The organism is Streptomyces sp. NPDC045701 (assembly GCF_056432045.1).
In genome coordinates, this window is record NZ_JBWKJV010000001.1 from 424,266 (window position 1) to 450,851 (window position 26,586).

At 72.2% G+C, this 26,586-nt stretch carries 27 protein-coding genes; 23 read left to right on the forward strand and 4 right to left on the reverse strand.

The window, feature by feature from the left end; genetic code table 11:
- Positions 1–124: 124 nt before the first annotated feature.
- Positions 125–1,459: a M14 family metallopeptidase gene (locus tag AC07DW_RS02130; protein WP_478855671.1), complete on the reverse strand. Its 1,335-nt coding sequence runs from the start codon at positions 1,457–1,459 to the stop codon at positions 125–127.
- A gap of 188 nt (positions 1,460–1,647) precedes the next feature.
- Here AC07DW_RS02130 and AC07DW_RS02135 point away from each other — a divergent pair, with 188 nt between their 5' ends.
- Positions 1,648–2,952, forward strand: a complete 1,305-nt coding sequence (locus AC07DW_RS02135; RefSeq protein WP_478855672.1) for an Nramp family divalent metal transporter — start codon at positions 1,648–1,650, stop codon at positions 2,950–2,952.
- 35 nt (positions 2,953–2,987) lie between these two features.
- A complete protein-coding gene (locus AC07DW_RS02140; protein ID WP_478855673.1) occupies positions 2,988–3,461 on the forward strand; it encodes a hypothetical protein in 474 nt (157 codons plus the stop codon).
- A 3-nt stretch (positions 3,462–3,464) separates the two neighbouring features.
- Here the strand turns inward: AC07DW_RS02140 and AC07DW_RS02145 are convergent, their stop codons facing one another.
- Positions 3,465–5,183: a chitinase gene (locus AC07DW_RS02145; protein ID WP_478855674.1), complete on the reverse strand. Its 1,719-nt coding sequence runs from the start codon at positions 5,181–5,183 to the stop codon at positions 3,465–3,467.
- Between the two features lie 306 nt (positions 5,184–5,489).
- Here AC07DW_RS02145 and AC07DW_RS02150 point away from each other — a divergent pair, with 306 nt between their 5' ends.
- The 17 genes from AC07DW_RS02150 to AC07DW_RS02230 all read left to right on the forward strand — a co-directional run bounded on the left by AC07DW_RS02150 (position 5,490) and on the right by AC07DW_RS02230 (position 19,410).
- Complete coding sequence (locus AC07DW_RS02150; RefSeq protein ID WP_478855675.1) at positions 5,490–6,332, forward strand: hypothetical protein; 843 nt, start codon at positions 5,490–5,492, stop codon at positions 6,330–6,332.
- A 70-nt stretch (positions 6,333–6,402) separates the two neighbouring features.
- Positions 6,403–7,125, forward strand: a complete 723-nt coding sequence (cpaB, locus tag AC07DW_RS02155; protein ID WP_478855676.1) for a Flp pilus assembly protein CpaB — start codon at positions 6,403–6,405, stop codon at positions 7,123–7,125.
- A gap of 7 nt (positions 7,126–7,132) precedes the next feature.
- Positions 7,133–8,380, forward strand: coding sequence for a CpaE/TadZ family protein (locus AC07DW_RS02160; protein WP_478855677.1), 1,248 nt, complete (start codon positions 7,133–7,135; stop codon positions 8,378–8,380).
- 29 nt (positions 8,381–8,409) lie between these two features.
- Positions 8,410–8,772 carry a TadE family protein gene (locus tag AC07DW_RS02165; RefSeq protein ID WP_478855678.1) on the forward strand — a complete coding sequence of 121 codons (363 nt, stop codon included), beginning with the start codon at positions 8,410–8,412 and terminating at the stop codon, positions 8,770–8,772.
- The gene (locus AC07DW_RS02170; protein WP_478855679.1) at positions 8,769–9,188 is read left to right on the forward strand and encodes a TadE/TadG family type IV pilus assembly protein; all 420 of its coding nucleotides are present in this window, start codon (positions 8,769–8,771) and stop codon (positions 9,186–9,188) included. The genes AC07DW_RS02165 and AC07DW_RS02170 overlap by 4 nt, the downstream gene beginning before the upstream one ends.
- A gap of 16 nt (positions 9,189–9,204) precedes the next feature.
- Positions 9,205–10,548, forward strand: a complete 1,344-nt coding sequence (locus tag AC07DW_RS02175) for a CpaF family protein (protein ID WP_478855680.1) — start codon at positions 9,205–9,207, stop codon at positions 10,546–10,548.
- 115 nt (positions 10,549–10,663) lie between these two features.
- Positions 10,664–11,602 carry a type II secretion system F family protein gene (locus AC07DW_RS02180; RefSeq protein ID WP_478855681.1) on the forward strand — a complete coding sequence of 313 codons (939 nt, stop codon included), beginning with the start codon at positions 10,664–10,666 and terminating at the stop codon, positions 11,600–11,602.
- Between the two features lie 42 nt (positions 11,603–11,644).
- On the forward strand, positions 11,645–12,532 hold the full coding sequence (locus AC07DW_RS02185; RefSeq protein WP_478855682.1) for a DUF5936 domain-containing protein: 888 nt from the start codon (positions 11,645–11,647) through the stop codon (positions 12,530–12,532).
- A 15-nt stretch (positions 12,533–12,547) separates the two neighbouring features.
- A complete protein-coding gene (locus AC07DW_RS02190) occupies positions 12,548–13,813 on the forward strand; it encodes a sensor histidine kinase (protein WP_478855683.1) in 1,266 nt (421 codons plus the stop codon).
- On the forward strand, positions 13,792–14,505 hold the full coding sequence (locus tag AC07DW_RS02195; protein WP_478855684.1) for a response regulator: 714 nt from the start codon (positions 13,792–13,794) through the stop codon (positions 14,503–14,505). The genes AC07DW_RS02190 and AC07DW_RS02195 overlap by 22 nt, the downstream gene beginning before the upstream one ends.
- A gap of 101 nt (positions 14,506–14,606) precedes the next feature.
- Positions 14,607–14,843: a hypothetical protein gene (locus AC07DW_RS02200; RefSeq protein WP_478855685.1), complete on the forward strand. Its 237-nt coding sequence runs from the start codon at positions 14,607–14,609 to the stop codon at positions 14,841–14,843.
- On the forward strand, positions 14,840–15,418 hold the full coding sequence (locus tag AC07DW_RS02205; RefSeq protein WP_478855725.1) for a pilus assembly protein TadG-related protein: 579 nt from the start codon (positions 14,840–14,842) through the stop codon (positions 15,416–15,418). The genes AC07DW_RS02200 and AC07DW_RS02205 overlap by 4 nt, the downstream gene beginning before the upstream one ends.
- Before the next feature lie 29 nt (positions 15,419–15,447).
- Positions 15,448–16,056: a hypothetical protein gene (locus AC07DW_RS02210; protein ID WP_478855686.1), complete on the forward strand. Its 609-nt coding sequence runs from the start codon at positions 15,448–15,450 to the stop codon at positions 16,054–16,056.
- Entirely contained in the window at positions 16,056–16,706 is a 651-nt protein-coding gene (locus AC07DW_RS02215; protein ID WP_478855687.1) for an OmpA family protein, read from the forward strand. Before AC07DW_RS02210 ends, AC07DW_RS02215 begins: the two co-directional genes overlap by 1 nt.
- A gap of 258 nt (positions 16,707–16,964) precedes the next feature.
- A complete protein-coding gene (locus AC07DW_RS02220) occupies positions 16,965–17,651 on the forward strand; it encodes an Imm52 family immunity protein (protein WP_478855688.1) in 687 nt (228 codons plus the stop codon).
- Entirely contained in the window at positions 17,648–18,286 is a 639-nt protein-coding gene (locus AC07DW_RS02225) for a hypothetical protein (protein ID WP_478855689.1), read from the forward strand. The genes AC07DW_RS02220 and AC07DW_RS02225 overlap by 4 nt, the downstream gene beginning before the upstream one ends.
- Positions 18,287–18,294: 8 nt before the next feature.
- Entirely contained in the window at positions 18,295–19,410 is a 1,116-nt protein-coding gene (locus AC07DW_RS02230; protein WP_478855690.1) for a glycosyltransferase family 39 protein, read from the forward strand.
- Here AC07DW_RS02230 and AC07DW_RS02235 read toward each other — a convergent pair.
- Positions 19,382–19,756: a DUF192 domain-containing protein gene (locus AC07DW_RS02235; protein ID WP_478855691.1), complete on the reverse strand. Its 375-nt coding sequence runs from the start codon at positions 19,754–19,756 to the stop codon at positions 19,382–19,384. The genes AC07DW_RS02230 and AC07DW_RS02235 overlap by 29 nt on opposite strands.
- Before the next feature lie 89 nt (positions 19,757–19,845).
- On the opposite strand from AC07DW_RS02235, the gene AC07DW_RS02240 reads away from it, so the two are divergent.
- Positions 19,846–20,733: a prepilin peptidase gene (locus AC07DW_RS02240; protein ID WP_478855692.1), complete on the forward strand. Its 888-nt coding sequence runs from the start codon at positions 19,846–19,848 to the stop codon at positions 20,731–20,733.
- 122 nt (positions 20,734–20,855) lie between these two features.
- Entirely contained in the window at positions 20,856–22,382 is a 1,527-nt protein-coding gene (locus AC07DW_RS02245; protein WP_478855693.1) for a DUF2079 domain-containing protein, read from the forward strand.
- Between the two features lie 386 nt (positions 22,383–22,768).
- Here the strand turns inward: AC07DW_RS02245 and mgrA are convergent, their stop codons facing one another.
- Entirely contained in the window at positions 22,769–23,806 is a 1,038-nt protein-coding gene (mgrA, locus tag AC07DW_RS02250) for an L-glyceraldehyde 3-phosphate reductase (RefSeq protein ID WP_478855694.1), read from the reverse strand.
- 176 nt (positions 23,807–23,982) lie between these two features.
- Between mgrA and AC07DW_RS02255 the strand changes: the two genes are divergently transcribed.
- Positions 23,983–24,744: an isoprenyl transferase gene (locus tag AC07DW_RS02255; protein ID WP_478855695.1), complete on the forward strand. Its 762-nt coding sequence runs from the start codon at positions 23,983–23,985 to the stop codon at positions 24,742–24,744.
- A 356-nt stretch (positions 24,745–25,100) separates the two neighbouring features.
- Entirely contained in the window at positions 25,101–26,423 is a 1,323-nt protein-coding gene (locus AC07DW_RS02260) for a PhoH family protein (RefSeq protein ID WP_478855696.1), read from the forward strand.
- Positions 26,424–26,586 lie beyond the last annotated feature (163 nt).

The window sequence follows — 26,586 nt, forward strand, 5'->3', positions numbered from 1 at the left end:
CCATCAGCTGTGCGCATGAAGCGAAACGGCGGGTTGTTCTTATGCGACCCCCTCGAGACCCCCCCCCCCCAAGGGAATGGCGGGGGAGTACCGGGGGGGCCCCCCCCGCGCCGGTCGTCGCCCGCTAGGCGCAGTACTGCTGTTCCTTGCCGATGGAGCGGTACATGCAGTCCGCGTTCTCGATCAGTTGCAGGACCGCGTCGCGGTTGCGGGCGGTCTCGCGCTCGATGACCTCGTCGGGCGGGTAGAAGCCGCCCCCGGAGGAGGAACGCGGGTACATCTCGAAGGTGTAGCCGAAGATCTTGTGCGCGCCCCACAGGTAGTCGTCGATGGACCCGTCGGTGATGTACAGGTCGCTCGACTGCTCGGGCGTGTAGCCGTTGCTCGCGGCCATCTTGCGGCCGACCGTCGCGAAGGCGTCACGGTCGTCCTGGGTGAGGCCGGCCGCGGTGTCGCTGTAGGTGTACCCGAAGGGCCACAGGACGAGTTCGCTGTAGGTGTGGAAGTCGATGGCGGCCCTGATCTGCTGCTTGCCGCCGACGTTGCGGGAGCGGACGAAGTCGGCGACGACCTTCACCTCGGGGGCGGACTCGGCGGCCGGGCCCCGGTAGGTCTCGGAGCTCGTCGAGCCCGAGGAGCCGCCGCAGCAGCCCCACTTGAAGTTCCAGTTGCGGTTCATGTCGGTGCCGACGTACGAGGAGCCGGAGTTGGGCTGCCGGTTCTTGCGCCAGCTGCGGTAGGAGCCGGAGGCGATGTCGTACTCGCCGCCGTCCGGGTTGAGGTCCGGCACGATCCAGATCTCGCGGTTGTCGACGGCGCTGGTGATGCGGGAGTCGGAGCCGTAGCCGGCGCCGAACTCGCGCAGCAGGTACAGCGCCATCTCGACGGTGAGGTGCTCGCGGGCGTGCTGGTGGTGGGTGAAGAGGATCTCCGGCTCGTTCTCGTCCGCCGCCACGTTGTCGCTGATCTTGATGGCGACGATGTCGCGGCCCTGGTACGACTTGCCGATGACGCGGCGGCTCATGATGTTCGGGTACTGCTGGAGCCGCTGGGAGATCTCCGCGTTCATCTCCGCGTAGGTGTGGTAGCGGGCGTCGGCGGAGGGAAAGTCCATGGTGCCGAGGGCCTTGCCGCCGGTGCGGTCGGGCGGGGCGGGCAGGACCTCCAGCCGGTGGCCGAGGGCCCGCAGCTTCCGCGCCTGGTCGGCGTTGGCGCTGACGACGACGGCGTGGGAGTCCGCCTCGTCGATCGATACGCCGGTGGCGAGCAGGGCGGTCCGCTCGGCGGGGGTGGACGGGCCGTGGATCTCGTACTGCCGGACGACCTCCTCCACGGTGGCGGCGGGGGCGGCCGGCACGTCGGTGGACGTGGTGGCGGTGGCGGTGAGCGGTGCCGCGACGGCGAGGGCCAGCAGGGCCGTGAGGGTGGCGGACCTTCTGCCGCGTATGCGCATGCGCATGCTGTCTCCTGCGGTGGGGGGTACGGGACGGGTCGCCCCGTGCGACGCATCGTCCGGCGGTGGCATGACCGCGTCAAGTACGCCTTCGGCCGGGTCCCCTCGTCGCGCCCCCTTGCGCGATCACCGCGCGCCGCGCTTTGGTGACGTTCACGTCGGGTCGACGTCGGGTGGAGGAAAGGCGGCACCGCATGGCAGACACCGCACGACAGAGCGGGACCGAGGGCACCGGCGGCCCCCCGCCGCGCAGGGCGAGCTGGCGCCACATCGGACCCGGCATCGTGGTGGCCGCGACCGGCGTGGGCGCCGGCGACCTGGTCGCCACGCTCATCGCGGGCAGCAAGTTCGGCTACACGCTCCTGTGGGCCGCCGTCGCCGGCTGCCTCGTCAAGATCTCGCTGGCCGAGGCCGCCGGCCGCTGGCACCTGGCCACCGGACGCACCCTCTTCGACGGCTGGCGCAGCCTCGGCGCGTGGACCACCGTCTACTTCGCCGGGTACGTCGCCATCTGGGGCTTCGTGTACGGCGCGGCCGCCATGTCCTCCAGCGCCCTGCCCCTCCAGGCGCTGTTCCCGGGCGTCATGGACCTCAAGTGGTGGGCCGTCCTGTGCGGGCTGGGCGGGCTGGTCTTCGTCTGGTTCAACCGGTACGCCGTCTTCGAGAAGGTGATGACGCTGCTCGTCGGCGTCATGTTCGTCATCACCGTCTACCTCGCCGTCCGCGTCACCCCGCACCTGGGCGAGGCGCTCGCCGGCCTCGCGCCGGTCCTCCCGGACGGCTCGCTGATCTACACCCTCGGCCTGATCGGCGGCGTCGGCGGCACCATCACGCTGGCGGCGTACGGCTACTGGGTCAACGCCAAGGGCTGGACGGACACCTCCTGGATGAAGGTGATGCGCCTGGACAACCGGGTCGCCTACATCACCACCGGGGTCTTCGTCGTCGCCATGCTGTTCGTCGGCGCCGAACTGCTGCACTCCTCCGGTGTCGCGCTCGCCAAGGGCGACAAGGGCCTGCTGGACCTCGGCGGGGTCCTGGAGGACCAGTACGGCACGGTCACCGCGAAACTGTTCCTCATCGGCTTCTTCGCCACCTCCATCACCTCCCTCATCGGCGTCTGGCACGGCGTGAGCCTGATGTTCGCCGACTTCGTGACCCACTTCCGCGAGGGCGCCGGGGGCGGCACCACCACGGGCGAGGCGGTCGCCGCCGGCACCCGCGAGAAGTCGCTGCCCTTCCGCGCCTACCTGCTGTGGCTCACGTTCCCGCCGATGTCGCTGCTCTTCCTGGACCAGCCGTTCGGCCTGGTCATCGTCTACGGGGTGATCGGCGCCTTCTTCATGCCGTTCCTCGCCCTCACCCTGGTCTGGCTCCTCAACTCCTCCCGTACGCCGCGCGAGTGGCGCAACGGCGCGCTGAGCAACGGTGTCCTGGGCGCGGCCGGGCTGCTGTTCCTGGTGCTGTGCGTCCAGCAGGTGCGCGAGCTGCCCTGGTAGGGGCGGGCAGGGCCCCGGTGGCCATACTGGTCGGCATGACGACGCCCCCGGGGTTCGGCCCGCCGCCACCGATACAGCCGCCGTACGGCGCGCCACCGGCGCCGTACGGCGCTCCCGCCCCCTACCAGGGCCCCGCTCCCGCCCCGTACCCCGGACCCGGTGCCGTCCCGTACGCCGCTGCCCCCGCCCCGTACCCCTTCGGGCCGCCGGTGCCGGTGCCCGCCGACGGGCCGGAGTTCGTGGCGCACGACCGGCGCAACTCCGTGATCGTGGACCCGTCCGGGGTGTCGCTGGAGGTCGACGGCCACACCATGGACCTCCCGTGGGCCGGCATCGCGACCGTGCACGCCGCCCCGGCCCCGTACGGCCAGGTGCTCATGGTGGCCGTCGCCCACCCCGGAGGCATGCTGTACGAGTGCCGGGTCGCCGCCAGGCGAAAGGCCCAGCTCCACCAGTGGCTGGCGGAACTGGGCCCCGTGCTGCACCACTACCTCGCGAACCGGGCGTGAGCGCTACGGCAGGTTGTGGACGTGCGGTCCGACCGCGTTGGACCAGGCGTTGCCGGCCGTGGCGTCCCAGTTCGTGGACCAGGTCATCGCCCCGCGCAGCGCCGGGTAGGTCTTCGACGGCTTGAACGAGCCGCAGCCGGTGCCGCGTGCCAGGCAGTCCAGCGCGTTCCTCACGACCTGCGGGTCGACGTAGCCGCTGCCCGCGCCACGCGTCGAGGCGGGCACGCCCAGGCCGACCTGGGAGGCGTCCAGGCCGCCCTCCAGCTGGATGCAGGCGAGCGCCGTCAGGAAGTCGACGGACCCCTGCGAGTAGACCTTGCCGTCGCAGCCCAGCATCGAACCGCTGTTGTAGTACTGCATGTTGACCACCGTCAGGATGTCCTTCACGGCCAGGGCCGTCTTGAAGTACTCCGTCCCGGTGCTCTGCATGTCGATGGTCTGCGGCGCCATCGTCAGCACCATCCCCGGCCCCGCCTTCGCCGACAGCTGGCGCAGCGCCTTGGTCAGGTACGTCGCGTTGATGCCGTGCTCCAGGTCGATGTCGACCCCGCTGAAGCCGTACTCCTGCATCAGGGCGTACGCGCTGTTCGCGAAGGCCGTCGCCGACGCGTCGCTGTTGATGGTGACGTTGCCCTTCTCGCCGCCCACCGAGATGATCACCGACTTGCCGGCCGCCTTCTTGGCCGCGATGTCGGCCTTGAAGTCGGCGACCGAGGCGTAGCCGACGGCCGGGTCGAGGTTGAAGACGATCTGGCCGGGCGTCGCGGTCGAGTCGGCGAACGACACGGCGATGATGTCGTACTGCGCCTGCACGTCCCGCAGCTTCTGCACGGTGGCGCCGTTGTTGAAGTTCTGCCAGTAGCCGGTGAGCGCGTGGCGCGGCACCGCCGGGTTGGGGCCGGGCCCGGTGGCCGACGTCCTCGCGGTGACGGCCGTGGACTTCGCCGACTCGCCGGCCGTGTTCGTGGCGCTGACCTGGAAGCCGTACGAGGTGTTCGCCGCCAGCCCGGTCACGGTCGCCGACGTACCCGTCACCGCCTGGACCTTGGCGCCGTCCCGGTAGACGTTGTAGCCGGTCGCCCCGGAGACGGGGCTCCAGCTGAGGGCCACGGACGACGTGGTCACGGCGCCGGCGGTGAGCCCGGCGGGCGTGGCGGGCACCACCGGGTCGGGGTCGCCGCCGCCGCCCCCGTCGGGCCCGAAGACCGAGACGTCGTCCGCGTAGTAGGCGGCCTGCCCGTACCAGCCGTGCGTGTAGACGGTCACGGAGGTGGTGGCGGCGCCGGTCGTGAAGCGGGTGGTCAGCTGCTTCCAGCCGGCCGAGTCCGGCGTCCAGGTGGAGACGTCCGTCGTCCCGGTGCCGCTCGCGCCGAGGTACGCGTACCCGCCCTGCACCCAGGCGCTGACGGTGTACGTGGAGTTGGGCCGGACCGCCACGGTCTGCGCGCACCGGGCGTTGTCCTGGCCGCCGGGCGTGGCCTTCAGCGCGGCGGCCCCGCCGTGCACGGGCGAGGAGACCGTGGCCCCGCTGCCCGCCGAACAGGTCCAGTTGGCGAGGCCCGACTCGAAGCCGGCGTTCTTGGCGACGTTGACGTCGGCGGCGTACGCGGTGCCGGCCGCCACTCCGGTGAGGGCGAGCCCGGCGCCCACGGCCAGCGCCAGCCCTCCGCCGAGCCATCTGCCGTGACGTATCCGCGCGGATCTGCGGGGTGAGGGGTCCACGTGCTGCCTCCGGTGGGGAGTCGGGGGAGGTGCGGGAGAACGGTGGCCACCGCCGTGTCCGTAAAACTGGTCCAGACCAATCGACTTGTCAAGACCTCTGCAAAGAAAGTTAACCACTGACGCCTTCGTCCTGATTGGTCACCCGCAGGCCGTCCACGCAGTGCGACCGAGCGATCCGAAAGCTGTTCTCCGCCCCCTGAGTCGTGGCTAAAGTGCGGGTGGGCAGGAGTGAGCGTGGAGGAGCAGGCAGAGCAGGTGTCTGCGGTTCGCCGGAATCCCGGTGGCCGGAGCTGAACGGGGAACAGCGTGCCGACCGCAATTGCCGTCACCAGTGCCGATCTGGTGCTGCCGCCGACCGACCACCAGACGCCCACGGCGGCGCTGCTGCCGTCGCCGGACGCGCAGCCGCTGGACGCCGCCGTCGCCGCCACGCAGGTCCTGGTCGAACAGCACGGCTACGTCGTCGCCCTCTACCCCGCCTCCCTCCCCGCCCGGCACGAGCGCCGCCTCCACGCCGTCCGGTCCGTCCTGGAGAGCGACCGCATCGCGCTGCTGAAACTGGACCTCCCCCCGCTCGGCGTGGCCGTCCTCGTCCGCCAGCTGCGGCAGCTGTCCGTCTGCGACTTCAGCGCCGGCGTCATCGCCTCGGCCGCCCGGCTGCTGTCGCACTACGTCTACGCCGGAGCGCTGCTGAACACGGTCGCCAGGCTCGACCGCGTACCCGTGAGCCTGCGGTCGCACGCCAAGTCGTGGGTGCCGGGATCCCAGTTCGCCGTCCTGGCCAACCCGTCACCGCGGCTGGTCAAGGTGGGTACCGGAGAACAGCTCACCGGTCCCGAGTTCGCCACGCACCTGATGCTGGCGCGGGGACAGTCGGCGTCCGAGTGGGTGACGGAATCCCTCGCCCCCGCCTGGCGTGTGCAGGGAATCGTGGAGAACGCGCTGCCGGCGGAATCACCGACGTGGTGGGGAACCGCGAAGCTCGTCGAATTCGCCGCCTTCCTTCCCGACATCTCGGTGCTCTACCAACTCGTGGCATCCGTGAGGCGCGAAACCTGCTCCTGGTGCGGAATGGACCTCATAGGAGACCGCTGCGGATTCTGCTCCGCCCCGCTCGCGCCGCCCGAGGTCAGCCGGGGCACGGCATGAGACACCCGCAACGATCACGCCCGTCACGCCCACGTCTTCGCCCACGTCTCCTCACGAGGTCGCCCCGCCCATGAATTCACGTCAGCGTCGCGGTGTCATTCTCCTCTTCCTCTCCCTCCTGTGCGCCCTCGGCGCTTTCGCCGGTGTGGTCACGGTGATCAGCGACGTGAATTCCAAGGTCGGCCCGGAAGTCGACGCGTACGAACTGAAGGCCGACGTGGCGGCCTATACGGCGCTCCAGCCGGGGCAGTTCCGGAAAATAGCGATGCCCGAGCGCTGGCTCTCCGCGAACGCCGTCACCGACCTCTCCCTCGTCAAGGGAAAGATCGCCGTCACGGACCTGAAGAAGGGCTCCCTGCTCCAGGAGGACATGATCGCCAGGCGGCCCGCGCTGGAGAGCGGCCAGCAGGAGATCGCCATCATGATCGACGCCGCCACCGGCGTCGCCGGGAAGATCACGGCCGGCTCGCTGGTGAACATCTTCGCCACCTTCGACGACGACAACCGGGAGAAGGGTGCCGTCGCCGAGTCCCGCATCATCGTCGCCAACGCCCGCGTCCTGGACGTCGGCAGGCTCACCCCGCTCGACGGCAAGCGCGACGACAACCGGGGCATCGGCGTCCGGGAAGCCGTACCGATCACCTTCGCGCTCAGCACCACCGACGCCCAGCGCGTGGCCTACGCCGAGTCGTTCGCCGAGCACGTGCGCCTGGCGCTGCTGCCCAGGAACAGCCCCACCGTCCTCCGGCCCGGCGAGGGCAGCTACACGCTCGACGAAGACAAGAACAAGTGAGGGCCGGATGACCACACGCATCCTCCCGGCCGTCGGTGACGCCGACGCCGCCCGCTCCATCGCCACCCTCCTCGGCCAGCTCCCGGAGGCCGACCCGGCCGCGCCCGTCGGCGACTCCACCTCCCTGATCGACACCCTCGCCCGGCTCGCCGCCGAGTCCCTGGACGAACTGCCCGAGGTGGTGCTGGTCCACGAGCGCATCGGCCCCGTCCCGGCCCTCGAACTCATCCGGGAGGTGGCCCTCCGCTTCCCCGCCGTCGGGGTCGTCCTCGTCACCACCGACACCGGTCCCGGCCTCTACTCGGCCGCCATGGACTCCGGCGCCCGCGGCCTGGTCGGCATGCCCCTGTCGTACGAGGAGCTCGCCCAGCGCGTCCAGTCCGCCGCCGCCTGGTCCGTGGGCGTACGGCGCCACCTCGGTCAGGGCGGCGACGTCTTCACCGGGCCGGGCGGCCGGGTCGTCGCCGTGACCGGCGCCAAGGGCGGGGTCGGCACCACCGTCACCGCGGTGCAGCTCGCCCTCGCCGCCCGGGCGTCCGGGCTGAGCGTCGCGCTCGCGGACCTGGACCTCCAGTCCGGCGACGTCGCCTCCTACCTGGACGTGCAGTTCCGGCGGTCCGTCGTGGACCTCGCCGCCATCCAGGACATATCGCCGCGGGTGCTCCAGGACGCCCTGTACGTCCACCAGTCCGGCATCGGGCTGCTGCTGGCACCGGGGGAGGGGGAGCGGGGCGAGGACGTCACCGACCGGTCGGTGCGCCAGATCGTCAGCGCGCTGCGCAACCGCTACGAGGTCGTCGTCGTCGACTGCGGCACCCACCTGAACAGCGCCAACGCCGCCGCCATCGAGATGGCCGACACCACGCTGTTGCTGGTCACGCCCGACGTGGTGGCCGTGCGCGCCGCCAAGCGGATGGTCAGGCTCTGGGACCGGCTCCAGGTCCGCAAGGCCGAGGAGACCGTGACGGTGGTCAACCGGCATAGCCGGAACTCCGAGATCCAGCCACCGCTCGTCGAGAGGATCACCGGCACGCGCGTCGCGAAGACCTCCGTACCGGCCAACTTCAAGGAACTCCAGTCGGTCGTCGACGCCGGCCGCATGCAGGACCTGGAGGCCAAGTCGTCCGTCAAGCAGGCGCTGTGGGCACTCGCGGCCGAACTGGGGATCGTGAAGGCCCCGGAAGGGGAAGGCAGGCAGGGGAAGTTCCGCGGCGACCGGGGCTCGGTGGGCCTCAAACGGGCACGCGGAAAGTGAACCGAGAGGCCGAGGGGGCGGAACGCGTCATGAGACGCCGTTACGGAAATGACCGGGGACAGGTCGCCGTCGAGTTCACCGGGATGATCCCGGTCGTGCTCGGCACCATCGTCCTGCTCTGGCAGGCCGCCCTCGTCGGCTACGCCTGGTCGCTGGCCGGCAACGCGGCGGACGAGGCGGCCCGCGCGGGAACGGTGGGCGGCGGCGGCGCGTGCGCGGCGGCCGCGCAGGGGAGCGTGTCGGGCGCCTGGACGGTCGACGCGGACTGCGGTGGCGGCGGTGACCTGTACACCGCGTCGGTGCGGGTGAACGTCCCCGTGCTGTTCCCCGGCTTCGACATCCCCGTCCCCGTGACGGGCAGGGCGTCCGTGGCGAGGGAGGGCGACGAATGACCGCGTACGCGTGGCGGGGGCCGGTACGGCAACGGGGACGGAGGCGGTGGCCGGGGCGCCGCCGGGCCGAGGCCGGGCAGTCGGCCGTCGAGTTCGTCGGCTGGGTCACCGTTTTGCTGATCGCCGCCCTGGCGGCCGTCCAGCTCGGGTTCGTGGCGTACGCGGTGCAGCAGGCGGGCACGGCGTCGAGGGCGGCGGCGCGAGTGGCGTCCCAGGACCCGGCCGCGGACGCGGCGGGCGCGGGGCAGGCCGCGACGAGCCCCTGGCTCGGTACGGCCGTCGACGTCTCCCCTGGCGGCGGCGAGGCGGTCACCGCCACCGCGACCGTCCCCATCCCCTCCGTCATCCCCCTCTTCGCCTTCCCGAGCGCGCGGAGGTCAACGACCATGCCCGTCACCACGCCCGCCACCGACTGAGGGAGACGAGAACGACATGAGCTTGCGGGCGCGCATCACCAGTCCCGAGCCGGTCGACGGCAAGGGCGAGGACAACCACCTCGTAGGTGTCTACCGGGTCAAGCTCCTGGAGGAGATCGACCTCGCGGAGATGTCCGCCCTCGCGGCCGCCGACCGCCGCGCCCGCCTCGAACGGGTGCTGGGCCACATCATCAGCCGCGAGGGCCCCGTCCTGTCCTCCACCGAGCGCTCGCAGCTCATCCGCCGCGTCGTCGACGAGGCCCTCGGGCTCGGCATCCTCGAACCGCTCCTGGAGGACGCCTCCATCAGCGAGATCATGGTCAACGGCCCCGAACAGGTCTTCGTCGAGCGGCGCGGGCGCCTCGAACAGCTGCCGATGCGGTTCTCGTCGACCGAGCAGCTGATGCAGACCATCGAGCGGATCGTCGCCACGGTCAACCGCCGCGTCGACGAGTCCAACCCGATGGTCGACGCCCGCCTCCCGTCCGGCGAGCGCGTCAACGTCATCATCCCGCCGCTGTCCCTCTCCGGGCCCATCCTCACCATCCGCCGCTTCCCGCGCGCCTTCACCCTCCAGGAGATGGTGGCCCTAGGGTCGCTCGACGAGCACATGGTGATGCTGCTGGCCGGGCTCGTCCGCGCCAAGTTCAACGTGATCGTCTCCGGCGCCACCGGCACCGGCAAGACCACCCTCCTCAACGCGCTGTCCGGCCTCATCCCCGACGGCGAACGCATCGTCACCATCGAGGACTCCGCCGAACTCCAGCTCCAGCAGTCCCACGTCATCACCCTCGAAGCCCGCCCGCCCAACGTCGAGGGCAAGGGCCGCGTCACCATCCGCGACCTCGTGCGCAACTCCCTGCGCATGCGTCCCGACCGGATCATCGTCGGCGAGGTCCGCGGCGGCGAGACGCTCGACATGCTCCAGGCCATGTCCACCGGCCACGACGGCTCCCTCGCCACCGTCCACGCCAACAGCGCCGAGGACGCCCTGATGCGCCTGCAGACCCTCGGCTCCATGTCGGAGGTGGAGGTGCCGTTCGCCGCGATCAAGGACCAGATCAACAGCGCGGTCGACGTCATCGTCCAGCTCACCCGGCACGCGGACGGCGCCCGCAAGATCACCGAGATCGCGATCGTCGACTCGCACGGCCGGGAGGAGTACCGGATCGTGACCGTCTGCCGCTTCGCCGCACAGCCGATGACCGCCGACGGCCGGATCCACGGCCACTTCGCGTACTTCCCGCTGCCGCGCCGGGTCGCCGAACGCCTGTACATGAAGGGCGAGGCCATACCGGCGGCGTTCGGCGTGGCCCCCACCGACGACCACCTCGCGCTCCGCCGCGCCACCACCGCCTGACCGCCCCGGATCCCCTCCGCCCCGCCCCGTCCCCGACCGTCCAGCCCAGCAGCCACCGCCGCCGCCCGACCGCCCCGCCCCGCGAACCGCCCCGGACCCGACTGGACCCGCCACCATGGACAACGTCCCCCTCCTGACGCTCGGTGTCACGCTCCTCGCCTGCGTGCTGGGCGTCGCCGGCGTGCACGTCTACGCGTCCGGCAAGGCGCAGCGCCAGGCGCTCGTGGCCCGTATGGCCCAGACCGGCCACATCGCCCACCACGCCCGGCGCCGCCGCTTCGCCGGGGTCGACCGGCGCCTGCGCGCGACGCGCCTCGGACGCCGCATCGAGCGCAAGATCGCCGCCACCGGCCTGGACATCACGCCCGGCGAGTACGCCGTCTACGCGGTGGTCGCCCTGCTCGGGGTGTACCTCACCATCGGCGCCGTCTTCGCCCCGTTCTTCGGCGTCCTCGGCGCCCTGGCCGGACTGTGGGGCGCCGCTGCGTTCCTCAACTGGCAGCGCCAGAAGCGCACCGAGGCGTTCATCGGCCAGCTCCCCGAGCTCACCCGCGTCCTCGCCAACGCCACCCAGGCCGGCCTCGCCCTGCGTACCGCCATCGCCATGGCGGCCGAGGAGCTCGACGACCCGGCCGGCGAGGAGCTCCGCAAGGTCGCCGACCGGCTCGCCGTCGGCCACAGCCTCGACGACGCGCTCGGTGACCTCGCCGACCGGCTGCCGTCCCGCGAACTCGTCGTCCTCGTCTCCACCCTGGTGCTGTCCAACCGGGCCGGCGGGCAGGTCGTCACCTCGCTGCGCAACCTCACCAGCACCCTGGAGGAGCGGAAGGAGACCCGCCGCGAGGTCGTCACCCTGCTCTCCCAGGTCAAGGTCACCGCCTTCGCCCTGCCCCTGCTCGGACTGGGCTTCCTCCTGATGATCAACGGTATGGCCCCCGGGGCCCTGGACAGGATGACCGGCTCCGCCGCCGGGCAGATCGGTTCCGTCCTCGCCTTCGGCCTGTACGCCGTTGGCTTCGTCCTCATCCGCCGCCTCTCCCGCGTCCGGGTCTGACGGCGGACCGCACCGCACACACCGCACCCGAAAGGAGGAGACGTGGGCCTGTTGTACGCGGCCGTCATCGGCCTGTCCGTGTACGGCGTCTTCCACGGCATCCGCATGTACCGGGCCGACGCCAAACTCCCCGGCGACCTCGTCCTGGCCCTGGAGGTCGGCGCCACCCGCACCACCGCCGTCGGCTCCGGCATCGACCGGCTCGGCATGCGCTGGGCACCCGCCGTCCTCGGCATGATGGGCCCCAAGCGGGTGGACGCGCTGCGCCGCCGCCTCGACATGGCGGGCAATCCGGGCGGTATGACCGTCGACCGGTACGCCGCCCGCCGCGCCGTCTACGGCTCCCTCGGTGTCCTCGCCGCCCTCGCCATGCTGGCGCGCGGCCAGACCGTCGTCGCCGTCGTCATCCTGCTGTACGGGCTGACCTGGACCGACGTCCTGCTGCGGCTCGCCATCCGCCGCCGCAGGGACGACATCGAACGCACGCTGCCCGACTTCCTCGACGTCCTCGCCGTCGTCGTCTCCGCCGGCCTGGGGTTCCGCCAGGCCCTGGAGCGCGTCGCCGAGAAGTACTCCGGGCCCTGGGCCGACGAACTGCGCATCACGCTGCGCCAGATGGACATGGGCGTGAGCCGCCGCGACGCCTTCGACCAGCTGCGCAGGCGCAACGCCTCCGAACAGGTCTCCATGTTCGTCACCGCCCTCCAGCAGGGCGAGGAGCTGGGCGCGCCGATCGTCGACACCCTTATCCAGATCGCCAACGACATGCGGCGCACGGACGCGCAGAACGCCCGCCGGACCGCCGCCAGGGCCGTGCCGAAGACCACGCTCGTCGTGACGATGGTGATGCTGCCCGCCACCATGATCCTGATCGCCCTGAGCTTCTACTACGGCTCCGGTGTCGACTTCACGGACATCATCGGCGGGTAGGGACGGGTGGACGCGATGAACCTGAGGAAGCCGGAGCCGCCCTCCCTGCCCCTCCAGATCAACGCCCTCCAGGCGCTGTGCCGCCAGGTGTTCGGCTTCCGGCTGGCGATGATCGTCCTCGCGTCCCCGTTCGCCCTCGACGGCGCGGCGCCGGGCCTCGGCACCTGGCTGGTCGGCGCCGCCGTCCTGATCACCTTCATGGTGTCGTACGTCGTGCTGCGCGACTGGGAACGCTTCGGCCGTGTCCTGCTGCGCCACCCGGCCGTGCTCACGGGCGACATGCTGTTCGGCGCGCTGCTGCTGGCCACCGCGTCACCGGAGTCGACCCTCGCGTACGTCACCATCTGCACGCCGCTGCTCGCCGGCCTGCTGTACGGCTGGCGCGGCGCGGCGTTCTTCGCCGTGCTCCAGTCGCTGCTGCTCCTGCTGTCGTACGGCGTCAGCCGGGAGGTGGCGGTGGAGCCCTCCTCCCTCCTCTTCCCCGGGCTCTGCGTGATCGCCGGGGCGGTCGGATCGACCCTCCGCAACCTCATCCTGGACTTCGGCGCCGCGAGCCAGGCCCTCACCGAGGCGCGCGCCCGGCTGGCCGTCACCGGCGCGGTGGAGGCCGAGCGGGCGCGGCTCGCCCGGGAGATGCACGACTCGGTCGCCAAGACGCTGTACGGCCTGGCCCTGGCCGCCGACGGACTGGCGTCCACCGCCGAGCGCGACGACCCCGTATCGGTACGCCGCCAGGCCGAACTCGTCGCCCGGTCCGCTCGCCGCGCCGCCGCCGAGTCCCGCGAGCTGCTGGCCGACCTGCGGCGCGAGTCGGGCCTGGACGGCGGGGTGGACGTCACCGGCGAGCTGGCCGCCCGCACCGCCGACTTCGCCCGCCGCCACGGCGTGCGCGCCGAGTACCGCGCCCTGGGCACCGCCCCGCCCCGCGTCCCGCACGCGGTGGCCCGCCAGCTCCTCGCCGTCGCCTCGGAGGCGATGGAGAACGCCCACCGGCACGGCCGGCCCACGTGCGTCGACGTGTCGTCCGGCGTGACGGGTGACGTACTGGTCCTCAGCGTCTACGACGACGGGCGCGGCCTGCCCGCCGGCACGACGCTCGAAGACCTGCGCCGGGCGGGCCACTTCGGCCTGGTCGGCATGGTCGAGCGCGCCGCCTCCATAGGGGCGCGCATCCGCATCGGCCGGGGCCGGGCCACGAAGGGCACGGAGGTCCGGCTGGAACTGCCGGTCCGGGCACTGGAAACGGAGGGCGCACCACCATGCATGAGCACCTGCGAGTGATCGTCGCCGACGACAACCCCGTCGTCCGGGCGGGCCTGACCGCGCTGCTGTCCGGCCGTGAGGACATCGACGTCGCCGCGCAGGCCGCCGACGGCCGCGAGGCCTACGAGGCCGCCGTGCGCCACCACCCGGACGTCATCCTCCTCGACGTCCGCATGCCCGGCGTCGACGGCATCACGGCCCTGCCGCATCTGGTCCGGCTCGCCCCGGTCCTGATGACCACGTACAGCCGCGAGAGCCACATCGTCCACGAAGCCCTCGGCCTGGGGGCGTGCGGCTACCTCGTGCACGGCGAGTTCACCGCCGACCAACTCGTCGACGCGGTCCGCGACGCGAAGCTGGGCCACGCGCACTTCACCCCCACGGCCTCGAACGCCCTGCTGGCGGCGGTCCGCAGCAACTATGCTGCTGCAACGCCCGGTGCGCCGCCAGGTAACCGCCGCTTAGGCCAAGTTGCTGAAACACCTTCGCATCCGCAAGCGAATATGGCACATTCGGTACTGAGCCAACGGGAGGCGGAGGTGATGGACCTGATCGCGTCGGGCATGACCAATCAGCAGATCGCCGCCACGTGCTTCATCAGCCAGAAGACGGTCAAGAACCACATCAACCGCATCTTCGCCAAGCTCAACGCCGGAAGCCGAGGCCAGGCCATCGCCATCTGGCACGGAGGAGGCCCCACCCATGGCTGACCACCACCTCCCCGATTGGGCCCCCGCTTGGGCCCCCGGGCCCATGCCCGCACCCCGCCCCCAGCCGTACGTTCCTCCCACCGAGCCCGGAGGAGACCACCATGTCGAACATCACGCTGAAGGCCGCGACCCAGGCCAGGGTGTACGTGGGTACGTGGGCCAGGACGACCACCACGGCCCTCAAGCGCCGGGGCGACCGGGGACAGGGAGCCGTCGAGTACGTCGGGATCATCATCCTGGTGGGTGTGATCATCGCGGCGGTGGTGGGGTCGGGTGTGGGGAACACGATCGCAGCCGGACTGCTCGCACGCGTCACCGCGATCGTCGGCGGTGGCTGACGCCGGACGACCGGACAACTCGCGAGTCAGGGCAGGCTTCGCCTTTCTACATCTTCGTAGTGGCGAGCCTGCTCTTTCTCGCGCTTGCGTTCTTCGCGGTGGGCCAGGCCGGAGCCACCCGCAACGGTGCCCAGTCAGCGGCGGACGCGGCGGCGTTGGCAGCGGCACGCGAGCAGCGGGACAGCTTCGACCTCACCATCGATGATCTCGGCGACCTGCTGGACGGTGAGCTCGTCCCCCCGCTCGATGGCTGCGGCGCCGGCCACTACTACGCCGGGCAGAACGAGGCCGACGTCGTGAGCTGCGCCCCGTTGTCCGACGGCCGTTGGGGCTCCACGGTGAACGTGACGTCACAGAAGCCGGTGGGAGACACCATTCTCCCCGGTACCGACACCCTGACTGCCGAGGCGACGGCGACAGCCGTTGTCGTCCCCCGATGCAGTTTCGACCCCGCCGAGGATGCCGATGCCCCTTCCCCGGGGTCGTTGGACTGCGAGGGTGAGGTGACGGACCTGGACCCGGCGCTTCTCCCGGACATGTCCGACCTCTTCGAAGTCCGGCTGGCCGAGGACTGACCGCGAAGGAACGCAAAGGAATGGCACTCATGAGTGATCGGTACGGGACGGCAGCGCGCAGAGCGGCGGCCGGATGGACGGCTGTGGTACTGGCTGTGCTCCTTTCGGCCTGTGGCGGCGGCGGCGAACAAGGGGCCGACGACAGGGGGAAGGCGTCGGAGAACGCGGGCAGCGTCTCCTCGGCGCCACCCGGTCAGGACACACCCAAGGCGGACGGCGGACCCACCGTCCCGGACACCAGCGCCACTTTGGCGACCATCAACGGCAGCAGTGGGTTCCAGTTCGTCATCCACACGGCTGCCAGGGATCAGGGCGGCTTTCTGACCGTTACGGCCAGCCTGAAGAACACCTCCTCCAAGATGCTGATCGCGCCGCCGAACTGGAGCGGTGAGGAGGTCAGTGTGAAGCAGACGGGCCCGTCCCTCGCCGGCATCACCCTCTTGGACAAGACGGAGAAGAAGCGCTACTACGTGCTGCGGGACACCGAGGGCTATCCCCTGACGACCACGGGCGTCACCACGGTGAAGGCCGGTGAGAGCATCTCTGTGTTCGCTCAGTTCCCCGCACCACCGGCGAACATCACCCAGGTGGACATCCAGATTCCGCAGATGCCGGTCGCGACGATCGAGATCTCCTGATGCGCGCCGCCACCCCCTCCCCCCGCAGAGCCTCCGCGCGCCGTCCCGCGGCGTCCGTGTTCGTGGCCGTGGTGTTGTTCGCCGGTGCTCAGCTCACCGGGGCCGCCGGGGCGCACGCCGATGACATTCCCAGTACGCCACCGGGCACCGAGTCGACGCTGCCGCCGCCGGAGGTGGACGGGAACTCGCCGAACCTCAAGATGCGCGACGGGGCGACGCTCGCGGCGGCCAAGGTGCTGCCCCTGATCTCGATCGTCGAGTCCGAGGGCGGCGAGGAGCGACGCGAGGAGACCAGCACCAACCTGAAGTTCGCGCTCCAGGCGGAGGTCCTCTTCGGCAAGGACAGCGCCAGGCTGACCCCCGAGGCCAACTCCCGTATCGCCGCCATCGCCGAGGAGATCAGGAAGCAGAGCGCCTCCAAGGTCCGCATCTTCGGCTTCACCGACAACCTCGGCTCCTCCGCCCACGGTGACGTGCTGTCCAAGCAGCGCGCGGACGCCGTGCACAAGGTGCTGTCGCCGTTGCTGACCTCCGGCGGGATCACCTACGAGATCCGCGGCTACGGCGAGCAGTACCCGATCGCGGACAACAGCACCGAGGAGGGCCGCAAGAAGAACCGTCGCGTGGAGGTGTCCTTCCCGCGCGGCTGACGTGCCGCCACCCGGCGGACCACCCGCTCGCCGCGGGTGGTCCGCCTGCCGGTTCTCCGGGACGGGCCGGGCAAGGGCTGGGCCCTGGGGCCCAGGACCGTGACGGCGGGCCGCCCCGGCGTCGTCGCATGTCCGCAGCCGGAGCGACTGTCGTCCTGGGGCTGGCGCGGCCCTTCGGGCGGACGCCGATACTTCCCGGACTCCCTAGGATGCGGACGAGCGCGGATGCGGATGCGGTCGCGAGACGGAGGACGGACCATGAGGCGCGTCGTACGGGGGTTCTGGGGGCCCAGGCCCGAGTCGGAACTCGAGCTGGCCGTCCGCTGGAGCACCTTCCTCACCCGGCTGCGCGAGATCGACGCGGTGGTCTTCGGCGCGTGGGAGCCGCTCGGCGACGCGACGGACCCCGGGGCCCTCGCCGCGTACCTGCGCGAGCGCAACGCCGGTGACGACTGGTCGGACCGCAAGGGATACGCCCTGGCGCTGTCGACGCCGGCCGGGCACCCGGTGCAGGTGACCGTGAGCGGCACCGGCGGAGGGGTGTCGGAGCACCTCGCCATGAGCGTGGTCGTCACCCTCACCACCCCGGCCGGCGGCGGCCCCTCCCTCCCGTACGCCGAGGTTCTCCGCGCCCTCGCCGAGGCGTGGGACGTCGACTGGGGCGAGGTGACGGAAACGGAGCTGCAACTCGCCCTGGAGGAGACCGGCCGGGAGGCGGGGCAGGCGTGCGTCGGCTGGGCGGGGTACCTGTCCGAGCGGCGCGCCGCGCTGCTCGCCCACCGGGACCTGCCCGGGAGGGCGGAGCGGACGGAGCACGGCGGGTTGCTGCTGGACCTGTCGGCGGGCGCCGGGGGCGTCGAGGACCTGGTCGCGGTCAACCGCGACCTCCGTGCGACCGGCGCCCTGGAGGCGCTGCCCCGGCCCATGGAGAGGGCCAAGCTGTGAACGCCTCGGGCACCCCGTTCGCCGTCACCGGGGCCGTCGCCGAGGTGGAGGGCCTGCTGGACCGGGCGCTGCCGGCGAGCGGCACCACCCAGCGGGAGCCCGCCGAGCACGAGGGCTGGGGCGGCAGCCATGGCGCCGGTTTCCGGCTGGAGCTCCTGTGGGAGAGCCGCGCCTACTCCGGCGTCCCCGGTCCGGAGTGGGACGCCGCGCAGGAGCAGGCCGAGGCCCACCTCGCCGCCCTGACGCGTGCCCTGGACGAGCGCTGGGGCCCCCACCGCGAGGTGAGCATGCGGGCCTTCCTGCTCCGGGACGTCGACGACGGGTCGGTGCTGCCGCTCCTCGCGGAACTGCGCGCCCTGAACCTGTACGCGGAACTGATGGTGTGGGGCCCGGTCGCCTCGCCGCGCGGTCCGCGCTGGGCGGCGGTGAGCGTCGGGCAGTGCGACGAGGACGCCCCGCACATGCTGGTCGCGGCCGTCAGCGACGTACCGATCGAAGAGGTCGAAGAGGTCGAAGGGGTCGAGGAGGCCGGAGAGGCTCAAGAGGCCGGGGAGGTTGAGGAGACCGAGCCGGCCCGGGAAGCCCGGGAGGCCGGGGAGCGGGAGGGCACCGGGGCCCGACGCGGCCCGCCATAATCGGGCGCATGTCCCAGCGAACAGACCGACCAGCCTCCGCCGCGCCCGCCCTGTGGGGCTACGCGGCGGTGCGGGCGGTCGGGCTGGTGGTCCTCGGGGTCGCCGCCGCCGTGGCCGGGGAGGACGCCCTGCACCGGCTGAAGGGCCGCTGGGACGCCGTCTGGTACGTGCGGATCGCCGAGCACGGGTACGGCCACGAGGTCACGCTCCCCGGCGGTGCCGTCCACTCCGACCTGGCGTTCTTCCCGCTGCTGCCCGCCCTTGAGCGGGGCCTGTCGGAGGTGCTGCGGATCGACGCGGCGACCGCCGGGCTGGTCGTGTCGTGGGTGGCGTCACTGGCCGCCGCGTGGGGGATCTACGCGGTGGGCGAGCGGGTCGCCGGGCGGCGGGCCGGGGTGGTGCTGGCCGTGCTGTGGGGGGTGTACCCGACGGCGTTCGTGCAGTCGATGGCGTACACGGAGACGCTGTTCACCGCGTTCGCCGCCTGGTCGCTGTACGCGGTGCTGCGCGACCGGTGGGTCCTGGCGGGCGTGCTGTGCTCGGGCGCGGGGCTGACCCGGCCGTCGGCCGCCGCGCTGGTGGCGGCGCTCGGCGTCACGGCACTCGTGACCGCCGTCCGGGGGCGGCGGGTGACGGTCCCGATGGCCGTGGGCGTACTGCTGGCGCCGCTGGGCTGGCTCGGGTACGTGGTCTTCGTCGCCGTACGGCAGGGGAGCCCGACCGCCTACTTCGAGGTGCAGGCCGCGTGGGGCAACAGCATCGACGGGGGCGTGGCGCTGGCCCGGTTCGTGGGGGAGAAGCTGACCGGTCCGGTGCCGCTCGCCGGGGTGGGGCTGTGCGCGGTGCTCGCGCTGGTGGGCTGGGTGGTGTGGCTGTGCGTCAGGCAGCGGCAGCCGCTGCCGGTGCTGGTGTACACCCTCGGGGTGGTCGTCGTCTCGCTGGTCGGCGCCGCGTACTTCGGCTCCCGGCCGCGCCTGATGATGCCCGCGTTCCCGCTGCTGCTCCCGGCGGCGGTCGCGCTGGCACGGCTGAGGGACCGGACCGTGGTGCCGGTGCTGGCCCTGCTGGCGTCGGCGTCGGCGGCGTACGGGGCGTTCACCCTGCTGGGGGCGGGTCCGCCGTGATCGCCAGGCGGGTGCCGGGCCGGATCCCCCACCGTTCCATCGCCCCCGCCTCGGCCTCCAGGACGTGCCGGGCGCGCGGGCGGGGCAGCCCCAGCCGGCCGGGCGCCATGGTGACCAGGTCGACGACCCGCAACTCGCGGTCGAGGTACGCCACGTCGATGGCGAACCGCATCCGGAAGGTGTGGACGCTGTTGCAGGGGCTGAGCAGCAGCGCGCCCGCGATGCCGTCCCGGCCCAGCAGACCGCGCCTGCGGGTGCCGTAGGACGCGGCGATCTCGACGGGCACGGACGCGTCCGGCAGGGCCAGCAGGCCGGTGCCGTTCCGCCATCTGCGCGGGTTCCCCATGAGGGACGACCGTAGCGTGGGCCCGGGGCCCGCGTCAGTGGGCCCGTGGGCCCATGACCGGGTACCCGGCCCGCTCTAGGGTCGGGTGCGTGTACGCCACGCTGATCGCCGTCGCCGCCCTGTGGGGCGCCGCCACCGGCCTGCTGGTGCCGCGCGCCGCGTACCGCCTGTCCGTCGCGCCGGACGAGCCGTGGCGGGACGCCTGCCCGGCCGGCCACCCGTTCACGGGGCCCGCCCGCGGCTGGCTCGGGGCGCCGCGCTGCACGGCGTGCGCGCCGCGCGTCCCGGCGGGCCCCGCCCGGCCCCCGGCCACCGGTGCGGAAACCACCCCCGCCGGCACCACCGCCCCCGCCCAAGCCGCCCCCACCGGCACGACGTCCACCGCCCCCGCCGAAACCGCCCCCGCCGAAACCGCCCCCGCGCTCCTCACCACCCCCCTCACCGCCCCCGTCGTCACCGCCCTCGTCTGCGGGGCCCTCGCCGCCGCGACCGGCCCCCGGCCCGAGCTGGTGGTGTGGCTGCTGGCCGCGCCGGTCGCGGTGCTGCTGGCCCTGGTCGACCGGGCCGTTCACCGCCTGCCGGACCGGCTGACGCTGCCGCTCGCCGCCGGGACGGCCGTCGCGCTGGGGGGCGCCGCGCTGCTGCCGGGGAACGCGGGGGCGTGGCCGTCCGCGCTGCTCGGCGGTCTCGCGCTGGGCGCCGGCTATGCCGTGCTGTTCCTGGTGAACCCGAGCGGCATGGGCTTCGGCGACGTGAAGCTCGCCCTCGCGCTGGGCGTCGCCCTCGGCTGGTACGGCTGGGGCGTGCTGTTAGCGGGCGCCTTCGCCGGGTTCCTGTTCGGCGCGGTGTACGGGTTCGGGCTGGTCGCGCTGCGGCGGGCGAACCGCAAGAGCGTGATCCCGTTCGGGCCGTTCATGATCGGCGGGGCGCTGCTGGGCGTGCTGCTGGGCGCCTTCGCCGCGGTCCCGGTCGCCTGAACCGCGTGAGGCGCGTGCCCCACGCGGTGACCGCCATGAGGGGGAGATTCCGGACCCCGTCGACTGCACCACGGGCCACGACCTGCGCCGAGGCACCCGTCCGCGTCCTAACATGCGGGCACATGCGGACATCCCCTGACAACAGGCCCAGAATCGGCCGACAGGTCACCCAGCCCACCCCCACCCGGGTCCCCGGGGCCGCCGCGCCCCGCCGCCTCCTCGCGGTCCCGCTCCCCTGGGGCTGGGCCGCGGGGCTCTTCGCGCTCTACGCCACCGTCGCCGTGCGCCGCCACCTCCTGCTCCGCACCACCGGCTACGACCTCGGCATCTTCGAGCAGGCGGTACGCGCCTACGCCGAACTCCGCGCCCCCGTGGTCCCGTTGCGCGGTGACGGCTTCAACCTCCTCGGCGACCACTTCCACCCGCTGCTCGCCGCCCTCGCGCCGCTCTACCGCCTCTGGCCCTCCCCGCTGTGCCTGCTGGCCGCCCAGTCCGCGCTGCTCGCCGTCGCCGTCGTCCCGCTCGCCCGCTGGGCCGCCCGCGCGCTCGGCCGCCGGGCGGCCCACGCCGTCGCCGCGGCGTACGGGCTGAGCTGGGGCATCGCCTCGGCCGCCGCCTTCGACTTCCACGAGGTCGCCCTCGCCGTACCGCTCCTGGCGTGCTGCCTGGAGGCGCTGGCCCACCGGCGCTGGCGCCCGGCCGTCGTCTGGGCGGCACCGCTGCTGCTGATCAAGGAGGACCTGGGGCTCACCCTCGCCGCCGTCGGCGCGTACGTCGCCCTCAAAGGGCCGCGCCGGCTCGGCCTCGCCACCGCCGCCGCCGGGCTCGCCGGCTCGGCCGTCGAGATCAAGCTGCTGATGCCCGCCTTCCACCCGGCCGGCGGGTACGCGCACGGCGGCAACCTCGCCGAGGGGTACGGGTCCTTGCTCAGCACGCTCGCCCACGCACCGCTCGACGCGCTGCGCCCCGAGGTCAAGGCAATGACCCTGGTCCTGGTCTTCGCCCCGTCCGCGCTGCTCGCGCTGCGCTCGCCGCTGTCGCTGATCGCCGTGCCGACCCTCGCCTGGCGGATGATGTCGGACAACGGCTTCCACTGGGGCACCGCGTTCCACTACAGCGCCGTACTGATGCCCGTCGTCATCGCCGGGCTGATCGACGCGCTGACCGTCTGGCGGCGGACCGACCACCCGCTCGCCGTGCGCCATGTGCGCGCCTCGCTCGCCACCGTGCTGGCCGTGACCCTGGTGATGCTGCCGTCCTTCCCGCTGGCCCAGCTGTTCCAGCGCGCCACCTGGCGTACGACCGGGCACGTCGAGGCCGCCCGCGCGCTGCTCGCGCGCATCCCGGACGGCGCGACCGTGGCCGCCTCCAACCGGCTCGTCCCCCAGCTCACCGCGCGCTGCACGGTCGTCGTCTTCCCGACCTTCCCGGTGGCGGGGAAGCTGTACCAGTACGACAGGAAGCGCCTGCCGCCGCCCACCGCCGAGTGGATCGTCCACGACCGGCGGCCCCCGGAGGCCTGGCCGTACCGAACGGGCCACTGGCCCTACCCCGCCGAGCGGCAGGAGGCCGAGCTGGCCGCCGCGCAGGCGCGCCACGGCTACCGGAAGGTCGCCGAGCGGGACGGGATCACCCTGCTCCGCCGGTGAACCGCGGCGCGCCCGCGCCCGCCCGGGCCCCGTACCGCCCGCCCGGGCTCCCCTCCGGGCGGATCGTTTCCGCGTCCCGCCGACCGCCCCCGCCGACCGCCCCCACCGACCGCGCTCCGGGCGCCGTCAACGTGGCGCCCGTACGGCGGGGTCCCCCTTGTGGAGGACAGGGCGAGCACCGGAAAGGGGCCGGGAACCGGCCGGATCCCGCGCATCCGGCGGAGTCCCCCGATTCCGGAGCGTGGCGACGGCCTGTCGTGGCGCGCAGCATGACTTACGAAGGGTTATGGTGGAAACCCCCCCTCGGGCCGGTCCGTATCCCCCCCACGGACCGGCCCGTTTTTCGTGCCCGCGACACGCGGCCGCCGGCCCGGCGGACCGGGGCGTCAGCTCCGGGCGGCCCAGATGTTGGTGCCGGCGGTGTCGACCGCGTACGAGTCGATCTCCTTCAGCTCCTCGTCCGTCAGCGGGGCGCCGGACAGGGCGGCGATGTTCTCCTCCAGCTGCGCCACGCTCGACGCGCCGATCAGCGCCGACGTCATCCGCTCGTCGCGCAGTACCCAGTTCAGCGCGAGCTGCGCCAGCGACTGGCCGCGCCGCGCGGCGATCGCGTCGAGGCCGCGGAGCCGGCGCACGACCTCGTCGGACAGGAGGTTCGGGTCCAGGGACTTGCCCTGGGTGGCCCGGGAGCCCTCCGGGATGCCCTGGAGGTACTTGTTGGTGAGCAGGCCCTGGGCGAGCGGCGCGAAGGAGATGCAGCCCATGCCGGCCTCCTCCAGCGTGTCCAGGAGCCCGTCCTCCTCGGTCCAGCGGTTGATCATCGAGTACGACGGCTGGTGGATCAGGGCCGGGACGCCCATCTCGCGCAGCAGCCGCGCCGCTTCGGCGGTCTGCGCGCTGCTGTACGAGGAGACGCCCACGTACAGGGCCTTGCCCTGCTGGACGGCGGAGGCCAGGGCGCCCATCGTCTCCTCGAGCGGGGTGTCCTTGTCGAAGCGGTGCGAGTAGAAGATGTCGACGTAGTCGACGCCCATCCGCCGCAGCGACGCGTCGAGGGAGGACAGCAGGTACTTGCGGGAGCCCCACTCGCCGTACGGCCCCGGGTGCATGAGGTAGCCGGCCTTGGTGGAGATGACCAGCTCGTCCCGGTGACGGGCGAAGTCCTCGGCGAAGATCTTGCCGAAGTTCGACTCGGCGGACCCGGGTGGCGGTCCGTAGTTGTTCGCCAGGTCGAAGTGGGTCACTCCCAGGTCGAAGGCGCGGCGGAGGATCGCGCGCTGCGAGGCGAGCGTGCGGTCGTCGCCGAAGTTGTGCCACAGGCCGAGCGAGATGGCGGGCAGCTTGAGCCCGCTGCGGCCGGTACGGCGGTACTCCATGGCGTCGTAACGGTCGTCGGCGGGACGGTATGCGGGGGAATCAGTCACGCCTCTCTCCTTATCACGGACTTGTGACAGACCGGGTTGGGCCGCCGAGACCCCCGCGCAGTAATGTGGCGGCTTCGGGGACAGCCGCGGCGCGCCGGATTCGAGCGGTGCCGCTTCCCCCTGTCTCCCTGGGCCGACGCCGTGGCGGGCCCTTAAGCAATCGAGAGGTGAGATCGGTGAACTTGCGCGACCTGGTGTACAGGCTCTACGCACGCCGGGTGGAAGGCCGCCTCGACCACGCACAGGTGCCCAAGCACATCGGCGTCATCCTCGACGGCAACCGCCGCTGGGCCAAGGCGTCCGGCGGCACCCCGGAGCAGGGTCACAAGGCCGGCGCGAGCAAGATCCAGGAACTGCTGGGCTGGTGCGACGAGACGGACGTCGAGGTCGTCACCCTCTGGATGCTCTCCACCGACAACCTCAACCGGCCCGAGGAGCAGCTGGTGCCGCTCCTCGGCATCATCGAGAACGCGGTCCGCGACCTGGCCGCCGACGGCCGCTGGCGCGTGCACCACGTGGGCACGTTGGACCTGCTGCCCCCTCGTACCCAGGCGGTGCTGAAGGAGGCCGAGGAGGCCACCCGTGACCGCACCGGCATACTCGTGAACGTGGCCGTGGGCTACGGCGGCCGGCAGGAGATCGCGGACGCGGTCCGCTCGCTGCTGCTGGAGCACGCCGAGAAGGGCATGAGCTTCGAGGAGCTCGCCCAGATCGTGGACGTCGAGCACATCTCGGAGCACCTGTACACGCGGGGCCAGCCGGACCCCGACCTGGTGATCCGCACGAGCGGCGAGCAGCGCCTGTCGGGCTTCATGCTCTGGCAGAGCGCCCACTCGGAGTACTACTTCTGCGAGGTGCACTGGCCGGCGTTCCGCAAGGTCGACTTCCTGCGCGCCCTGCGTGACTACGCGGCCCGCCACCGCCGCTACGGCACCTGACGGACCGTTCCCGGGAAGCCACCGGGCGGCACCGGAGCCGTCCGGAAAGCGCCCGGAAAGCGCCCGGGAAGGGCCGCCCGATCCCTTGACGCGCGGCCGTCACCCCTCGTTCACCGACGCGTCGTCATATGCCATGGCATGGCGCCGGGCGTTCGAGGGAATACCCCCTGCAGTGTGAGCGGCACGCCAGCCCGCTCGCCCGGGAGGCCCTTTGCACCAGGACGACCGTGCGGGACACGCACGGACGACGCGGAGGGCCGGAGCTCGGCCCGCGCATCGCGGCCAGAGCCCGGCTCCATCCCCCCGCGACGCCGTCGAAGTCGCACCCGACCTCACCTGAGGGGGTAGGTCCTTCCGTGGTGAACAGCACAAAGCGCCGCCTCAACGACAGGCGCACCTACGTTCTCGACACCAGCGTCCTGCTGGCCGACCCCGGCGCCATGGCCCGCTTCGAGGAGCACGAGGTAGTGCTCCCGATCGTCGTGGTCACGGAGCTGGAGGCCAAGAGGCACCACCCGGAGCTCGGGTACTTCGCCCGGCAGGCGCTGCGCCTGCTGGACGACTTCCGGATCCGGTTCGGCCGCCTCGACGCCCCGCTCCCCATCGGGGAGCTCGGCGGGACCCTGCGCGTGGAGCTCAACCACTCGGATCCCGCCGTCCTCCCGGCCGGCTATCGCCTCGGTGACAACGACTCTCGGATCCTGGCCGTCGCGCGCAACCTCCAGGCCGAGGGGTACGACGTCACCGTCGTCTCCAAGGACCTGCCGCTGCGCATCAAGGCGTCGTCCGTCGGTCTCCTCGCCGAGGAGTACCGGGCCGAACTGGCCATCACGGACTCCGGCTGGACCGGGATGTCCGAGCTGCCGCTCTCCGCCGAGCAGGTCGACCTGCTGTACACGGAGGAGACACTGTACGTCCCCGAGGCCGCCGGCCTGCCGGTGCACACCGGGCTGGTCCTCCAGTCCGAGCGCGGCAAGGCGCTCGGCCGGGTCACCGCCGAGGGGAACGTACGCCTGGTGCGGGGCGACCGCGAGGCGTTCGGCATCCGCGGCCGCAGCGCGGAGCAGCGCATCGCGCTCGACCTGCTCCTCGACCCGGACGTCGGCATCGTCTCCATGGGCGGCCGGGCGGGCACCGGGAAGTCGGCGCTCGCGCTGTGCGCCGGCCTGGAGGCGGTCCTGGAGCGCCGGCAGCACCAGAAGGTGATGGTCTTCCGTCCGCTGTACGCGGTCGGCGGCCAGGAACTCGGCTACCTGCCGGGCACCGAGGCGGAGAAGATGAGCCCCTGGGCGCAGGCGGTCTTCGACACCCTCTCGGCGGTGGCCGGGCGCGAGGTCATCGAGGAGGTGCTGAGCCGGGGCATGCTGGAGGTCCTCCCGCTCACGCACATCCGGGGCCGCTCGCTGCACGACGCGTTCGTGATCGTCGACGAGGCGCAGTCACTCGAACGCAACGTCCTGCTGACCGTGTTGTCCAGGATCGGGGCGAATTCCCGGGTCGTACTGACGCACGACGTGGCGCAGCGCGACAACCTCCGGGTCGGCCGGTACGACGGAGTCGTGGCCGTGGTCGAGAAACTGAAGGGGCATCCGCTCTTCGCGCACGTCACCCTGACCCGCTCGGAGCGCTCGCAGATCGCCGCGCTCGTGACCGAAATGCTGGAGGACGGCCAGATTTAACACCCCGAATCCGACATGGATATGGCGCCGCCCGGCAAAGCGCGAGAGCTTAGCGGGGGGGGGGGGACCCGCGTCAGGGGATGCCCAAAAAGCCCCGAAGCGGGGGGGTGTGGGGTTTTCTACCCAACAAAAAACTGCCTCGCTGTTTTTCCTTCTGGCCGAG

Bases quoted from the DNA above. Each gene is read 5' to 3' on its own strand.
- AC07DW_RS02170 (WP_478855679.1), top strand. From the start codon at position 8,769: ATGACCGCGTACGCGTGGCGGGGGCCGGTACGGCAACGGGGACGGAGG.
- AC07DW_RS02195 (WP_478855684.1), top strand. From the start codon at position 13,792: ATGCATGAGCACCTGCGAGTGATCGTCGCCGACGACAACCCCGTCGTC.
- AC07DW_RS02245 (WP_478855693.1), top strand. From the start codon at position 20,856: ATGCGGACATCCCCTGACAACAGGCCCAGAATCGGCCGACAGGTCACC.
- AC07DW_RS02165 (WP_478855678.1), top strand. From the start codon at position 8,410: ATGAGACGCCGTTACGGAAATGACCGGGGACAGGTCGCCGTCGAGTTC.
- AC07DW_RS02140 (WP_478855673.1), top strand. From the start codon at position 2,988: ATGACGACGCCCCCGGGGTTCGGCCCGCCGCCACCGATACAGCCGCCG.
- AC07DW_RS02130 (WP_478855671.1), bottom strand. From the start codon at position 1,459: ATGCGCATGCGCATACGCGGCAGAAGGTCCGCCACCCTCACGGCCCTG.
- AC07DW_RS02200 (WP_478855685.1), top strand. From the start codon at position 14,607: ATGTCGAACATCACGCTGAAGGCCGCGACCCAGGCCAGGGTGTACGTG.
- AC07DW_RS02160 (WP_478855677.1), top strand. From the start codon at position 7,133: ATGACCACACGCATCCTCCCGGCCGTCGGTGACGCCGACGCCGCCCGC.
- AC07DW_RS02235 (WP_478855691.1), bottom strand. From the start codon at position 19,756: ATGGGGAACCCGCGCAGATGGCGGAACGGCACCGGCCTGCTGGCCCTG.
- AC07DW_RS02220 (WP_478855688.1), top strand. From the start codon at position 16,965: ATGAGGCGCGTCGTACGGGGGTTCTGGGGGCCCAGGCCCGAGTCGGAA.
- AC07DW_RS02180 (WP_478855681.1), top strand. From the start codon at position 10,664: ATGGACAACGTCCCCCTCCTGACGCTCGGTGTCACGCTCCTCGCCTGC.
- AC07DW_RS02210 (WP_478855686.1), top strand. From the start codon at position 15,448: ATGAGTGATCGGTACGGGACGGCAGCGCGCAGAGCGGCGGCCGGATGG.
- cpaB (WP_478855676.1), top strand. From the start codon at position 6,403: ATGAATTCACGTCAGCGTCGCGGTGTCATTCTCCTCTTCCTCTCCCTC.
- AC07DW_RS02215 (WP_478855687.1), top strand. From the start codon at position 16,056: ATGCGCGCCGCCACCCCCTCCCCCCGCAGAGCCTCCGCGCGCCGTCCC.
- AC07DW_RS02175 (WP_478855680.1), top strand. From the start codon at position 9,205: ATGAGCTTGCGGGCGCGCATCACCAGTCCCGAGCCGGTCGACGGCAAG.
- AC07DW_RS02190 (WP_478855683.1), top strand. From the start codon at position 12,548: ATGAACCTGAGGAAGCCGGAGCCGCCCTCCCTGCCCCTCCAGATCAAC.
- AC07DW_RS02135 (WP_478855672.1), top strand. From the start codon at position 1,648: ATGGCAGACACCGCACGACAGAGCGGGACCGAGGGCACCGGCGGCCCC.
- AC07DW_RS02230 (WP_478855690.1), top strand. From the start codon at position 18,295: ATGTCCCAGCGAACAGACCGACCAGCCTCCGCCGCGCCCGCCCTGTGG.